Raw genomic sequence first — 14561 nt, 5'->3', positions numbered from 1 at the left:
GCATTTTATTTTCAAAATTGCATCATGATGCCGATGGAAGGCACCATCGATCCATTTTCGATATTGATGGTTCTCATCAGGTAACGGGTGTTGTCCGAAGGATCTGTTATTCCGGTACTATTCAATACCGGAGCCTGTCTGTTTTTACTGTTTGTTGCATTCTGTATATCCAAATAGAAGCCAAGCATCCAGCCTCTGAAATAATATGTTTTGTCGATTCGAATGTCCAGTTGGCAAAAAGTTGCGTTGCGTTCGGTGTTGAATCTGGAATAGTCGTAGTAGGGACGGTTCTGCGCATCCCAGGCAGCCTTCAGCGATGATTTCGACGCGTCATAAGGTGTGTACGGCGCGCCACCTACCACGCGTAGTTTGGTGCCGATATCCCAGTTGCGGGGTAGTTTATATCCTCCGGTAAAGGTAAATAGGTGCCGGTTGTCCCATGACGTGGGAATATACTTGTCTGTGGATGGTTGCAAAAACTCGCTGCGCACAAACGTATACGAAGCAATAAAGTTGAGATTTTTATGACCGAACCAACGGGCAAGTAGCTCCATGCCGTAGGCTCTCCCTTTTGCCGTGGATGTTACCTCCTCGCTACCAAACAGCGTGTAGTCATTTCCTTTGGATGAGAGTGGAATGCCGTCAGAAACGGAGATGAGTCCATTGCTGTATCGTTTGTAGAATCCTTCCATCGTGAGCCGTATGTAATTGGTCGGACGTTGTTCAAGGCCAATAACAGCCTGATCGGAACGTTGGTAACGAATGTTGTTGTTTTTGTTAACCAATACTCCGTAGTTGTTTTTGTTGACCCATACTGCGTAGGTGTCTTTATATCCAAGCGTCGTATAAGGAGGGAGTTCATAGTAACGCCCGATATTTCCGTTGATGTACCAGCTATCGGTGAGACGATAGGCAAACGATAAGCGCGGCGAGAGTTGGCGCAGCGGATTGGACATGGATGTCGCATACGTATTGGCATCGGTGCGTACTCCTGCCGATGCAAGCAGCCGTCCGTCTCCACTATCATAGCTTAGCGAAGAGAATGCTCCCCATTTGAAGAACGATATGTCGGTGTTGTAAGTCTGGTTGACGGAGATGCCATTTACAAAAATGGTTTGGCGTGTATCATTGAAATAGCGAGCCAGTTCAGTATTTGCACCGGTAATGAGCCGGAAATGGTTCAGTTGGCTGCTATTCTCGAAGCGTAACTTGATTTCGCGTTCAAACGAGGAGTAATCGAGTATTTTATTGGCTTCCGAACTATCGTCGTTGTTGCGGTATTTGTGTTGTTTGTTGTCGAGATTGTTGATGCTCAGTACATAACTCTGTACTGAATTGCCTGCAAAATGTTTCCATACGCCTCCCAGCGTGTAGGTCGTTTGGCGTATCACCGGAATGGTGGTCAGAATATATTTATTGCCTTCCGTTTGTCCGGCGGTATCGGTGTTCAATGACATGTTGTCGATAGCACCCAGGCCGAGGAGAGTCAGTTCGTTCTTTTTATCGAATTTGATCTTGACTTTGAACTGACTGTCGGTATAAGCCGGTAAAAACGGGAGCTTCAATGCTTTGAAAAGAAATTGCAGGTACGATTGACGGGCAGAAAAGAGATAGGTCGTCTTTTTTCCTATATAGCCGTCAGTAGTGAAAGCAGCTTCGGACGAACCGAGAGCAATATTGTAATTTCGGGTGGTATTGTTGCCATCCTTCAGCCGAAAATCGAGAATAGAGCTGAGCGCATTACCTTTGCTGGCGGGGAAAGCACCTGAATAAAAGTCCGTTTCGCGTATCAGTTCAGCATTGATGATGCCGATGGGACCACCCGAAGCTCCTTGTGTCGAGAAATGGTTGATGTTGGGAATCTCCACTCCATCGATGTAATATTTGTTTTCCGACGGACCACCGCCGCGTACGATCAAATCGTTGCGGTAGGATGCCGGAGAGGACGATACCCCCGGAAACGATTGAATCACGCGTGAAATATCCCGATTGGCTCCCGCACTTTTTTCAATTTCGGCGAAACCGATCACCCGGAGTGAAACCGGACTTTCGGCGGGTTTACGGTACGGGCCAGCAACCACTTTGACCTCCTTTAGCGTTTCAGTATTCTCTTCCAGTTCTATGTTGAACTCCACATCTTTATTGATCACAGAAAATTCGGGCGATATAAAAGTTTTGTAACCTACGGCAGAAGCTTGAAGACGGTAAGTGCCACTCTTTACACCTCCAATGGCGTAATTGCCTGCGCTGTCTGTAGTGGCGCCTTTGGTAGTTTCCCAAATCACTACGTTGATAAAAGGCAGCGTTTCGCGAGTGGTTTTGTCCAATACATTGCCCCGGATGGCATGTGTTTGTTGCTGAGCTCGTAAAGGAGAGATAACCAGTAACGATAAGAAAATTAGTATGGAGTATATTCTCATTGATATAAGGTTTATGTTTTTTGTAGTATGTTGTTTTTTGGTTGCAAATATACGTGCCTAGTCATCTCTTTGCAATAAAAATGTTATTTAATGTTTCAATAGAGCTATTGATGCAATTTATAAAAATAGAGTTGTTGTTAGTTGAAAAATTAAGATTTACATTTGAGATTTGTTTTTGGAAGATTTTATATTTAGCGAATAATTCATAATCTGTAATTTGTTATCGCAGTAGTAGAGCCACATTGTATGTGGCTAAAAAACAGAATACCCAAACATTACAGTAGAGCCGCATTGTATGCGGCTAAAAAAACAAACACAACCAGCAAACTATATAAGCCGCATGCAATGCGGCTCTACGGAAAATGAATAAACAAAACAATTATTTATGGCTGAAAAATATCAGGGAAGATATCGGATTCCGACGGCTCGTGCCGGTTGGTGGAATTATAAGCATGAGGCTGCGTATTTCATAACCATTTGTACCCAAAATAGGAATCAGTTTTTGGGAGATATAGCAAACCGAAAAATGACATTATCGGCAATAGGCCAGATTGTGGATGAAGAATGGAAGCGAAGCTTTAATGTACGCGCCGATATGAACCTGATAATGGACGAATATGTTATCATGCCCAACCACTTTCACGCCATTGTCATTATTGGAGAAAATAAATACAATGTTCGTTCTAAAGATGCTATGGATAGCATTGCTGCTCCAGTTTCCGGCATATCCAGGCGTTCCAATGGTTTTGGCTCGCAATCGAAAAGTCTTTCTGCTATTATTCGTGGGTTTAAGGGAGTAGTTACAAGTCGAGCACGTGAGATTGAACCGTTGTTTGGCTGGCAAACCCGTTTCCACGATCATATTATTCGTGACGATTTTGAACATGCACGTATTGCCTATTACATTGCCACCAATGTCGAAAATTGGGAATTTGATACATTTTATCAAAATATAGAATAACCCCAATGGCTGGAGAACAAAATGGCATTTGATTGGTATTCAAAATGTTTAATTACTCCTGTAGAGCCGCATTGCATGCGGCTCAAAAAACAGACCAAACCAGCGAATAATGTGAGCCACATGCAATGTGGCTCTACAGGATGACCCTACGAATTATTAGCCGCATGCAATGCGGCTCTACAAAAAACAAACGAAAACCGCCCGAATTTCTCCGGGCGGTTCTATTAACCGTTAACCATTTATTATTCATTATTCTCAAAGGATTCCCTGTGCCATCATAGCTCTTGCTACTTTCATGAAACCGGCAATATTGGCTCCTTTCTGGTAATTCACATAACCATCGGATTCGGTGCCATATTTTACACAGGCATCATGAATACTGGCCATAATGTGTTGTAAGCGTTGGTCTACTTCTTCTTTCGGCCAGCTGAGCTTCATGGAATTCTGACTCATTTCCAGTCCCGAAACGGAAACACCACCGGCATTGGCTGCTTTGCCCGGGGCGAACATAATTTTGTTTTTCAGGAAAACCTCGATAGCTTCGGGAGTACTTGGCATATTGGCACCTTCGGATACGGCAATACAGCCATTGTTTACCAATGCAATTGCGTCTTCTTCGGTGATTTCATTCTGTGTGGCAGAGGGTAGGGCGATGGTGCATTTTTCTTTCCATGGCGTATCATCGGCAACATATTTGCAACCGTATGTGTCGGCATATTCGTGGATGCGTCCCCGTCGGATATTCTTCAAATCGAATATGTAATCTAACTTTTGCTTGTTGATACCGTCCGGATCATATATATAACCGTTGCTGTCCGACATTGTCACGACTTTTCCTCCCAACTCTAAAGCTTTTTGTGCAGTATAGGTTGCCACATTACCAGATCCCGAAATGGCGATGGTTTGACCGCTTAGATCGGTAATCCCTTTGCGTTTCAACATGTTCATCAAAAAATAGATGTTGCCGTAACCGGTTGCTTCAGGTCGAATCAGCGATCCCCCGAATTCGAGTCCTTTGCCGGTAAAGGTTCCGGTATTTTCGCGGGCCAGCTTTTTGTACATGCCATACATGTAGGCCACTTCACGTGCACCGACTCCGATGTCACCGGCCGGTACATCAGTTTCGGGGCCGATGTGACGCCACAATTCGGTCATGAATGCCTGACAGAAACGCATGATTTCTCCATCCGATTTGCCCTCAGTGCTGAAATCCGATCCACCTTTGGCACCGCCCATAGGTAGCGTGGTGAGTGCATTTTTGAAGGTTTGTTCAAAAGCAAGGAACTTAAGAATAGAGAGAGTAACGGAGGCGTGAAAACGCATTCCTCCTTTGTAGGGTCCGATGGCATTGTTGTGTTGAACACGATAAGCCATGTTGGTACGTACCTTGCCTTTGTCGTCGACCCAGCTTACACGGAAAGTAAAGATGCGATCCGGTATGCATATGCGTTCGATGATGTTTTGAGCTTCAAATTCGGGATGGGCATTATACACATCTTCGATTGAAAGTAGTACCTCTTCTACAGCTTGATGATACTCGGGTTCGTTTGGAAACCGTTGCTTCAGATCGTTGAGGACTTGTTCTACTTGCATGGTGATTAATCATTTATGGTTGATGTTCCGATGCAACGAAGATACAATCTGAATGTAAAAAATGTTCAAATTATGGAAAGAAAATTTATTGTGCCTGTTGGTAAATTCTTACATAATCCACTTCGTATTTAATGGGGAAGATGCTGTTTGCCGGGTCTCTGCCATTGCTTCCAAGAGCCAGATTGAGCAACAGATATTGTGGTTGAAGGAACGGATTACTGCCGTCCGGGTTGATGGTTTCGCTTAACAATGTGGTGTTGAGGAGAATGTCGTCAATATAGAGCTTTATGTACTCTTTGGTCCAGTCCATACGCCATACGTGAAACTTGCAGGGCCAGTTTTTGTCTTTAGTAATGAACGGGGCAATGGCTTTTCTGACCGAATTCCATTTTGCTTTGTAGCGGACGTCAGTGCCCCAGGCAACGTTGGCTAAAATGGTCGGAATTCCTTGCGGTCGATAAAATTCCATCAGGTCGATTTCTCCGCACGAAGGCCATTCACGACCGGAGCCAAGAGTCCAGATGGCCGGCCACGATCCGGTTGCGGTATCGATTCGGGCACGTATCTCGAAGCGTCCGAAAAGCCAGCTTTTCTTTCCGGCAGTTTGAATGCTTGCTGAGGTGTATTGAATTTCTTTGCGGCTGGTTCTCCAGTCGGAGCTGCCTTCTTTATAGATCGGATTAGGGCGGCTTTCTTTGCGACCTTCGATGATCAGACATCCATTTCTGCAGTAAGCATTATCGCTCTGATACCATTGTAGTTCCTGGTTGCGTTTGAATCCGTTTTCATATGACCATATACAGGAGTCGGGTTTGCCGTTTTTATTAAACTCTTCGTTGAAAACCAGTTTCATGCCAGCAAGTGGTTTCGGCTTTGAAAAATCGGGAGCGTAGGGAGAGATTCCAAATGCTTGAATTGTAGAAGTTGATAGACAAATTAAAAAGCAGAGTAGTGTTTTCATGTTTAATCCGGTTTGTTGGTTTGCAAATTTAGGAAGATTTGAATGGATTCATGTTCAAAATACATGCAAGTTGTGATGAATTTTATTTCAAGCGTTTTTTGTCGTAATGCTTATTAATTGTAAGAATAATCGATTAAATAATTGACAAATTATACCTGAATGGCGAAATTCTATTATCTTTGTAACAATTTCGCGATAGGGCTTGACTTTATGAATAATATTTCGTTTGTTATTCGCCGGGAGCTGATAATGCGGAGTAAAATTAGAAATATTCAATAGAATACTCGATGAAGTTATCAAAATTACCGTCTGAATGTGCCAGTAAAGAAGATATCCGTTCTCAAATTGATGCGATTGACAGAGAGATTATAACTCTCTTCTCGCAACGGTTTCAGTACGTCAAGGAAATTGTGAAATTTAAAACGGATGCAGTCAGTGTAGTTGCCGAAGATCGCAAAAACGAAGTGATCCGCGTTCGTGGTGAATGGGCTCAGGAGTTGGGACTTGATAAAGAGGCTTTTGAGCAGATATATGCCATACTTATTGAATATTTCATCAAAGAAGAGATGAAATTGCTGAAATAAGATATTAAAGACAAACTAAAATAACAGATATTAAAAACGATGTACTTGAAGAACGTTAAAGTAATGGACTGTACTGTGCGAGACGGAGGTCTGATGAACAAGTGGCAGTTTAGCGATGACTTTGTACGCGGAGTCTACAATGCCTGCGTGGAAGCCGGAATTGATTATATGGAAATCGGTTACCTGAGTAGTGAAAAGGCTTTTGATCGCAATGTAATGGGTCCCTGGAAATTCTGTCATCAGAAAGACCTGGAGCGCATTGTCGGCAAAAACGAGACCAACCTGAAACTTTCGGCCATGGCCGATATCGGTCGTATTGAGTTGTCGGACATTCCACCGGCATCGGAAAGCGTTCTCGATATGATTCGTGTTGCCTGTTATGTTCATCAGGTGGATAAAGCGGTTGAACTGGCACATCATTGTATGGATAAGGGTTACGAAACCTGTATCAACCTGATGGCTGTGTCGAAGGTGAATGAAATCGATCTCGACGAGGCGTTGAAAGATATTGCCAAATCACGCGTTCCCGTATTTTACGCCGTCGATAGTTTTGGCAGTATGTTCGTGGATTCGGTAGAGCATCTGGTACGCAAATATATTAATGCTTTGCCCGGGAAAGAGATTGGTATTCATGCACACAACAATATGCAGTTGGCTATGTCGAATACCATTACAGCTTTGAAAGAGGGCTGTACCATGCTGGATGCGACACTGATGGGGTTAGGTCGTGGAGCAGGTAACTGTCCGATCGAAATTCTAATTGCTTTTCTCAAGAATCCGAAATACCGTTTGTTGCCTCTGTTGCAGGCTATTCAGGATCATATTCACCCCATGCAAAAGAGTATCGATTGGGGCTATCACATTCCTTACCTGATTACCGGTGCATTGAACGAACACCCTCGCAGTGGGCTTGAATGGATGGATTCTGATCAGAGAAACGATTTCGTGACTTTTATGCGTAAAATGCACGATAACGAAGTGCTGGAATAGTCTTCGTATCGCAATATATAAAGCTGTTGTACTATCCTGTGCAACAGCTTTTTTGTGCATTTATTTTTAACCAATTTTCGTATTGAAGAAGCGAAAATGTATCTATCTTTGTCGCGCCAAAATCAGGGCCCAAACTATCAGATGAGAACCTTCTTCCTTCGGTGTAAATTTCTTTTACAGAACTTGTTGCCATATCGCTACAATCTTCTGTTTTTTCTCTTGTTCACAACTGCTTTTTATTACAATTTCTGGTTGTTTCTGGATATTGTAGAACAACCGATTAGTACGGATATTCCTTCGTCGGTCTTCCTTCATATTACATCGGCGTTAATCCTAGCCTTGCCTTATTTTTTAATGCGCAGGCATAAGGAGATTCTATTGGTTGTGCTTTTTCTGCTCAACTTTTACTGCATTAGTAACTTGTTATATTACCGTACCTATTTTACTTTGTTGCCTTTCGACTCATTTACTATGGTGAATAACCTGAATGGCTTGGGCGACAGTATTCTCGGTTCCTTCAGAAAAGTCGACTGGTTTTTCCCGATTCCATCTGTTTTGCTGTTATTGAGCTATCTGTTCTTCTTTCGCAAAACAATCATCCCGGAGTCGATTCGTCTGAGGGCAATAAGTGGCTCGGTTGTCCTGGCTGCAATTGTAATTACTATTGGTTATAACCTTTTTAAGGATAGGAATCAGGTAAGTAATTTGCTGTCGGAAGAGAATGAGTTTCGATACGATTTAGTGGAAGGCGCTTCTACCTATGGCTTTTTTCATTGTTGGGTTTATCAGGCTAAAAGTCTCCTGCACGAACAAGCACAAATGACAGCGGCGGAGAAACGAATTGTGGAAAAATGGTTGAAGGATAATAAGAAGGATATGAGTCCGGTGACGGTTCACGAAGTCGGAAGCAAAAATGTAATCTTCCTGATTGTTGAGTCGCTTGAATCTTTCCCCATTGGGAATTCGCTTAATGGAACTGAAATTACACCCAATCTTAATCGGTTGTTGAAAGACGAATCGTGCCTGTATGCTCCTCATGTGGTGCCTCAGGTAAACGGTGGACATTCCAGCGACGCTCAGCTGATATTCAATGCCGGAATGCTTCCGCCTCATACCGGAGCTGCTTGTTTTCGGTATGCCCGCAATACCTATTTTACATTGGCAAAAGCGTTGAAAGAAAAAGGTTATAATACCCATACAATGCTGGGAGGTAATGCCTCTTTTTGGAATCAGGGCGTTTTGACAAAGCAATTGGGGTACGATGATCTGATTGCTGTCGATCAATATAATTGCGACGAATATTACGAGATGGGACTTACCGATAGTACCTTTTTGGCTCAGTCGGTTGAAAAGCTGAAGGCGTTTAAACAGCCTTTTATGGCGCAGATGATTACGCTAAGTTCGCACGATCCCTATAAATTGCCGAACGACCGCATTTATCTGAAAGTACCGGCCGATTGTCCTGCTGATATGGCCGCTTACCTGAATGCTATTCATTACGTGGATCAATGTATTGGCCGGTTTGTCCAGGGATTACGCAGTGGCGGACTGCTTGCCAATACGGTGTTGGTTATTACCGGCGATCATGATTGTAACAAACGGCAGCCGGCACAATGGCGGGTATATGCCAAACGCTGGAATGTAGAGACTGCACTTACACCGTTTATCGTAGTGAATGGAAACCGGCAACAAACTTACGCTCCGGTTATGGGACAAATCGATATTTATCCTTCTTTAATTTCCATTCTCGGCTTGCAAAAATACCAGTGGCATGGTTTGGGAACGAGTATTTTTGCATCCGAAAAAACTCCTTTTGCCGTCAATGCCCGTATGCATGAGTTTGGCGCGGCACAGTCGGCAGCTCCTAACATCCGTGAGCATATCAAATCGGCCTGGAATGTTTCTGATTTGATGGTAACGCGCGATTATTTCGGTAAACAGTAGCCTGAACGTCAACGAACGGGTATACCCATCAAAGTGTATTTGTAAAACAATGTTTTGCGGAACAGTTTACCTGTTTTGAAATATTTATCGACAAAGGCTTTTTGTTCGTTCATTCCGGCGGTAGCCTGCTCCAACGATTTGTTTAACTGAGCTAAGGATGCCGCTGTTTGTGCATCCGGCTTTTGAATTTCATTCAACTGACTTTGTGATGCCGAAAGCTCTATGCTAACACTTTCCACCATTTGCCGGATTTCTTTCTCTTCTTTTTTAGGATTAAATTGGTTATTCCGGTAATTGATAAACTGATTCAGCAGGGCAATACCGTTATTGTAATGAGCAACGGCCTTATTGAAAAGATCGGTCATTTTGTAATTATGCAAATATTCCAACTGCTGGTGAAGGTGTTGCAGGTGTTCGTAAATCATAGCGTTTTTTACGCCGTTGGCTTCCACTCGCCGGGCGGCATCGCTGAGTTGTTTACTCTCCGGTAAAGTTTGATATTCCGACAGCGAATCTTTATAGTTGAAGGTCTTTTTGTTGGCAGGTCCTGTTTTGCCATCATAGAAATCCTGATTGGTAACGGTATAATCCAGCATTTGCCACAGAGGATCGAATGGAATATGCGTATTGATTAATTGATGAGGATTTGCTTTGAAATTGCCGTTTTCGATATGGCGGACAAATTTCCCGTTTTGTATATATCCGGCACCCCAGGTTGCATCGATCAGATACCATTCCGATCCGATCAGAACGGCATTCCACGCATGTGGCAATATATCCACTTTATTGTTTTGCTTTGTATATCCTTGTACAGCAAACGCTTTTAATCCCGTTTTTGCGGCAATGGCATTGAATAGTTCAGTGTAAGACATGCAAATTCCCTTTCGAGTGTTCAATGTCCGCTCTACAATTTCATTTGTGTTTTGGTAAAGATTGGCTTTGTACATATTTTCCACATCATAGGCAATGTTGTGGGTGATCCAGCAGAAAATAGCCCAGGCTTTGTCGTCCGGTGTATTGAAATGAGTGTTGATATAGCGGGCAATGTCATCGGTTTTGTGACTGTCGGCTTCTGCTAGCTGAAGAGCAATTTTGTCAACCGAAGAATAGTCATTCTGGGCTTGAGCAGAAAGAGAATAACCGATTAAAATCAGGATAAAAAGGTAAATGCGCATATTTATAATCAGATGTATTTACAAACACTTTCTTTGGTTATTGTGTCGTAGATTAAAATTCCTTCGTTTGTGCTATCTAATTGAGCTGCCAGTGAGCCATCCGAATGCCAGACCGAAGTTTTACCGGCACAATTATATCCTCCCGATTCGCTAACATAGTTTGCCATAAATGTAATCATATGGTATTTGCGGGCAATTCCCGAAAGCTTTTGCAAGTCCGCATCAACTCCCGCAACGGAATTCAAGACGCTGGCTAAATAAATGGAAGCTTTGTTTTGATGCGCAGCTGCTGAATGCGCTGGGATGGAAAGCTCATAACAAATAGCCGGTGCAACAACTGTTTCTTCAACCTGAAGATAAACAGGCGTAATTCCCGGGGAGAAATAGTCTGTTTCTGTAGGGTAGAGGTGTTGTTTTGAATACGTGATGGGCTCTTTATCTGGTTGGAAAATAATCATGCTGATGAAAAGTTTTGCCTCTATTTTGGTTGGCAACCCAACACAGATAATGATTTTGTGTCGGTCGCTTAGTTGTTGGAAACAGTTGAGCCGATCATCCTTGCTGGTCGTTGCAAGTTCATTGGCTAGCGTTGGTTCATAGCCGGTGAGGGATAGTTCCGGAAAAAGTATCAAATCGCATTGATTTGCAATGGTAAGTTCAATAAATTGCAGATGTTTGACAATGTTCTTTTCAATATCACCTTTGACGGCGCATGTCTGGGCGGCACAAATTTTCATTTTATTCGTGTTGATTTTTGTGCAAAGTTAAGAAAAGCCGCTGCCTCCTGAAATGCGAATAAAAGAAAAAGGCTGTAAGTAATCAGATTTTACTTACAGCCTTGAGGATAAATTTTAGGATTACATCATTGGCATTCCACCCGGCATACCGCCTCCGGGAGGCATACTGCCGGCAGGAGGCATTCCACCACCAGGCATTCCGCCGTTTTGCCACATCTGCTGACGCTGACGATTCTGATTCTGTTGTTGCTGTTGGTATTTTTGTCCGCTGAAATTACGCAAGTCGTAAGTGAAGCTTACCATTACAAATGGTTTAAGTACATTCGAAACTGCATCTTCGTAATAGTTGTCATAAACATTGCGAGTCAATGATTTGTTTTGGCGCAGGATGTCATAAGCCTGTAATTTGATTTCGCCTCTGTTGCCCTTCATTATTTTTTTACCTACACTGGCAGTCCAAAGAAAGTAGTTTTGAGTAAAACCACTTGAAAGGCTATTAGCAAAACTGCGGTAGTTTTGATAGGACATGTTGTTTTGGAAAGTAAGTCCTTTCCAGAAGATCCAATCGAGCTTGAAACTTGCTGTTTGATTCAAATAGGTATTATTCGATATCGAGGACACATTGTTGCGGGCAAGGTTATAGGCAGCACCATACGAAAGAGTAAAGTCGAGTTTGTCACTGATATTACTGCCAAGGATTGCCTTAGGCGCAATAGTGTAATTTTTTGTTATCTGTTTTACCCCGTTGTAAAGAGAGGGGATTTGATTGAATCCGAAGTTGGTCGAAATATTCAGGTTGCTCTTGAGAAAATCTACCGGAAATCCGAATGTAAACATCGAGTTCATGTTCCAGCTACCGGATAAGTTGACCGGAGAGCTATATTGAGCGCCATTTCGAAGAATGATGCCTTTTTGCAGTACGCTATCCTTGGTGGCCAAAATAGTTGAATTTCCAATGTAGTTAACTGTGTTGCCTGCGCTGAACATCACAATCAGAGTTTGACCCGATTTTGGGGTGAAAGTGTAACGGAACAATGCATTGTTTGATATTTGTTGGTTCAAATTTGGGTTTCCTCCCGTAATAGCTGCCGGGTTTGAGTTGTCTATTACGTTTTGTAGCTGTTGAATAGAAGGGGCTGCCGTTGACGAGCGTAAAAATACTCTTACCGTATTGTATGCATTGAAACGGTAGTTCAACATCATGTTGGGTAATACACTGTTATATGACTTGTCAGTATTGGCAAGTAAAGGGTAGGTTTGATCTCCGGTGAGAGCTGCATGTTGAAAATTAAGGTTGGCCATTAACATTAATCCTTTACTGCTGAGGCGATATCCCAAACCGCCGGATTGAGTTAGGTAATCACTATTGTATAAGTTGGATAATGCTGTGTCCAATACCATTGTCAAACGATCTAATGTTTGTTTGTCGATATCCCGGTGATTGTAATTAACGTTGTAGGTAGCCTGCAATTGAGCGGTCTTGCCCAATGGTTCGGTGTATATAGCATTTGCACCCAGACTATAGCCGTTTGAGTTATTCAGAATTGTCTGGTAGTTATCAATCGTTATGGCATTATTGAGAAAATGTTGATCGGTAGAGCCGTCATTATTGTTTTGGTTGGAACTTCCATTCAGGGTAAGCGAAATAGTTCTCCCCGACTTACTGAATCGGTGACGATATAATAACATGCCCGATAGGTTATTGGCAGTAACATCTCTGGATGAGGCTGTGTTGGTTTTCGTCGATGAAAGTCCGTTCAGATAAGTATTATAAAGCATTGAGCTGGTCCCGTTGTTGGATTGGAAGCTTAAACTTGGCATAAATGTCAACGAGTTATTAGGGTCGATTTGATAGTCCAGCTTGAGATTGAAACGGTGATTGATATTTCTGGTTTTGGAAAAATCGTTTTCATCAGACGTTTGGAAGCGACCCAAAGCATCCGGTTTGAAATAGGAGTCGTTTTTAGTCTGGATTAAAGTGTTATTAGTCATATTGAAGAAATAACCACCGGTAATATCGATTTTCTTTCCCCATTTGTCAGTATAGTTCAAACCACCTGCATTGGTTTTGGTTATGCCACTACCTCCGGAAACCAGAGTGGAACCGCCTCCGAAGCCACCGCCACGACCACCTCTTCCCATTCCCATTCCACCACCCATAATACCGGCTAAATCGTCCTGTGAAAAGTTTTGCTGATTGATATTGTTTGACATACCCAACAGAGTGATGCGTCGGTCACCTCGGAATATATTCATCGATGCTGATCCCTGATAATCGGTTTTGTTATCTTCATCCATACCTATGCCGGCATTGAATTTTCCGAATACTCCGGTTTGCACACCCCTTCGCGTGATTACGTTGATCGTTTTTACCGAGTTTCCATCTTCAAATCCTGTAAATTCGGCCTGTTCGCTTTTTTTATCGAATACTTGGATATTCTGTACAACTTCTGCAGGCAGATTTTTTAAAGCCAGATTTGGGTCTCCATCAAAAAAAGGCTTGCCATCTACAAGTACTTTCTGTACGGTTTCACCCTGAGCTTGTATTTTTCCGGAACCGTCCACTACGATGCCCGGCATTTTGGAAATCAGTGTGCTTGCATCGGCGCCTTGAATAGTCTTGAAGGCATCGGCATTGTATTTTATAGTATCTTCTGTTTGTTGTGCGCGGGTGGCTCGTCCTACAGCCGTTATTTCTTTTAGGTCTATAGATTCTTCCTTTAGTGTAAAACTACCTAAGCGTTGGTTGTTTTGTTTTATTTCAATACTCTTGGTCAAAGTCGTAAATCCCACAAACGAAATTTGTATGGTGTATGTACCAACCGATAGCCCTCTAACGGTGAAATTGCCGTTGGCATTTGCGACATCACCTAATTTATGGCTTGGGTTATTTTTGCTAAAGAGAGTTGCGGTGGCGCCAATGAGTGGCTGGTGCTTTGAATCAAAAATAGATCCGGTTGCCGTGATGTTTTGAGCCGAAACTGTCGCCGAGAGTAAAAAAAACAGAGCGAGAAAAAGGTTTTTCATTAGGTCTTGGATTTTGCGTTTAATTAAAAAAAGAGAAGTATTTCAAAATAAAGGTCACTAATGAGATGCGAGGAACGCTGAAAAGTTTAATATAGTCATGATAATTTAAATTATTTTTGCAAAACAATCTGATTCCGGCTTTTAGTAATAGCATGTGGAGGCTAATTTC

General features: G+C 42.7%; 10 protein-coding genes. 4 read left to right on the top strand and 6 right to left on the bottom strand.

The features are described from left to right. Positions 1-11: 11 nt before the first annotated feature. On the bottom strand, positions 12-2420 hold the full coding sequence (locus F8N35_RS08115; RefSeq protein WP_293051110.1) for a TonB-dependent receptor: 2409 nt from the start codon (positions 2418-2420) through the stop codon (positions 12-14). 385 nt (positions 2421-2805) lie between these two features. On the opposite strand from F8N35_RS08115, the gene F8N35_RS08110 reads away from it, so the two are divergent. Further along, entirely contained in the window at positions 2806-3381 is a 576-nt protein-coding gene (locus tag F8N35_RS08110; protein ID WP_293051107.1) for a transposase, read from the top strand. A 255-nt stretch (positions 3382-3636) separates the two neighbouring features. Here the strand turns inward: F8N35_RS08110 and F8N35_RS08105 are convergent, their stop codons facing one another. Then, entirely contained in the window at positions 3637-4974 is a 1338-nt protein-coding gene (locus F8N35_RS08105; RefSeq protein ID WP_293051104.1) for an NADP-specific glutamate dehydrogenase, read from the bottom strand. Between the two features lie 85 nt (positions 4975-5059). Further along, positions 5060-5935: a glycoside hydrolase family 16 protein gene (locus F8N35_RS08100; protein WP_293051101.1), complete on the bottom strand. Its 876-nt coding sequence runs from the start codon at positions 5933-5935 to the stop codon at positions 5060-5062. A gap of 287 nt (positions 5936-6222) precedes the next feature. Between F8N35_RS08100 and F8N35_RS08095 the strand changes: the two genes are divergently transcribed. The 3 genes from F8N35_RS08095 (at position 6223) to F8N35_RS08085 (ending at position 9453) form a co-directional block, all read left to right on the top strand. Continuing rightward, a complete protein-coding gene (locus F8N35_RS08095) occupies positions 6223-6519 on the top strand; it encodes a chorismate mutase (protein ID WP_293051098.1) in 297 nt (98 codons plus the stop codon). 39 nt (positions 6520-6558) lie between these two features. Further along, the gene (locus F8N35_RS08090; RefSeq protein WP_293051096.1) at positions 6559-7509 is read left to right on the top strand and encodes an aldolase catalytic domain-containing protein; all 951 of its coding nucleotides are present in this window, start codon (positions 6559-6561) and stop codon (positions 7507-7509) included. A 141-nt stretch (positions 7510-7650) separates the two neighbouring features. Then, positions 7651-9453: an LTA synthase family protein gene (locus tag F8N35_RS08085; protein ID WP_293051093.1), complete on the top strand. Its 1803-nt coding sequence runs from the start codon at positions 7651-7653 to the stop codon at positions 9451-9453. Between the two features lie 8 nt (positions 9454-9461). Here the strand turns inward: F8N35_RS08085 and F8N35_RS08080 are convergent, their stop codons facing one another. From F8N35_RS08080 to F8N35_RS08070, 3 genes are all read right to left on the bottom strand, one after another. Further along, complete coding sequence (locus F8N35_RS08080; RefSeq protein WP_293051091.1) at positions 9462-10628, bottom strand: transglutaminase domain-containing protein; 1167 nt, start codon at positions 10626-10628, stop codon at positions 9462-9464. An 8-nt stretch (positions 10629-10636) separates the two neighbouring features. Next, positions 10637-11365: a carbon-nitrogen hydrolase family protein gene (locus tag F8N35_RS08075; RefSeq protein WP_293051090.1), complete on the bottom strand. Its 729-nt coding sequence runs from the start codon at positions 11363-11365 to the stop codon at positions 10637-10639. A gap of 120 nt (positions 11366-11485) precedes the next feature. Next, complete coding sequence (locus F8N35_RS08070) at positions 11486-14392, bottom strand: TonB-dependent receptor (protein ID WP_293051087.1); 2907 nt, start codon at positions 14390-14392, stop codon at positions 11486-11488. Between the last annotated feature and the right edge of the window lie 169 nt (positions 14393-14561).

Source organism: Paludibacter sp., assembly GCF_009712605.1.
Classification (GTDB): Bacteria; Bacteroidota; Bacteroidia; order Bacteroidales; family Paludibacteraceae; genus Microbacter.
This window is presented reverse-complemented; position numbering and strand designations above follow the sequence as displayed.

What these genes read in the sequence shown, in the direction of transcription:
- F8N35_RS08080 (WP_293051091.1), bottom strand. Translation starts at nt 10,628, where the DNA reads ATGCGCATTTACCTTTTTATCCTGATTTTAATCGGTTATTCTCTTTCT.
- F8N35_RS08095 (WP_293051098.1), top strand. Translation starts at nt 6,223, where the DNA reads ATGAAGTTATCAAAATTACCGTCTGAATGTGCCAGTAAAGAAGATATC.
- F8N35_RS08115 (WP_293051110.1), bottom strand. Translation starts at nt 2,420, where the DNA reads ATGAGAATATACTCCATACTAATTTTCTTATCGTTACTGGTTATCTCT.
- F8N35_RS08075 (WP_293051090.1), bottom strand. Translation starts at nt 11,365, where the DNA reads ATGAAAATTTGTGCCGCCCAGACATGCGCCGTCAAAGGTGATATTGAA.
- F8N35_RS08110 (WP_293051107.1), top strand. Translation starts at nt 2,806, where the DNA reads ATGGCTGAAAAATATCAGGGAAGATATCGGATTCCGACGGCTCGTGCC.
- F8N35_RS08090 (WP_293051096.1), top strand. Translation starts at nt 6,559, where the DNA reads ATGTACTTGAAGAACGTTAAAGTAATGGACTGTACTGTGCGAGACGGA.
- F8N35_RS08100 (WP_293051101.1), bottom strand. Translation starts at nt 5,935, where the DNA reads ATGAAAACACTACTCTGCTTTTTAATTTGTCTATCAACTTCTACAATT.
- F8N35_RS08085 (WP_293051093.1), top strand. Translation starts at nt 7,651, where the DNA reads ATGAGAACCTTCTTCCTTCGGTGTAAATTTCTTTTACAGAACTTGTTG.
- F8N35_RS08070 (WP_293051087.1), bottom strand. Translation starts at nt 14,392, where the DNA reads ATGAAAAACCTTTTTCTCGCTCTGTTTTTTTTACTCTCGGCGACAGTT.
- F8N35_RS08105 (WP_293051104.1), bottom strand. Translation starts at nt 4,974, where the DNA reads ATGCAAGTAGAACAAGTCCTCAACGATCTGAAGCAACGGTTTCCAAAC.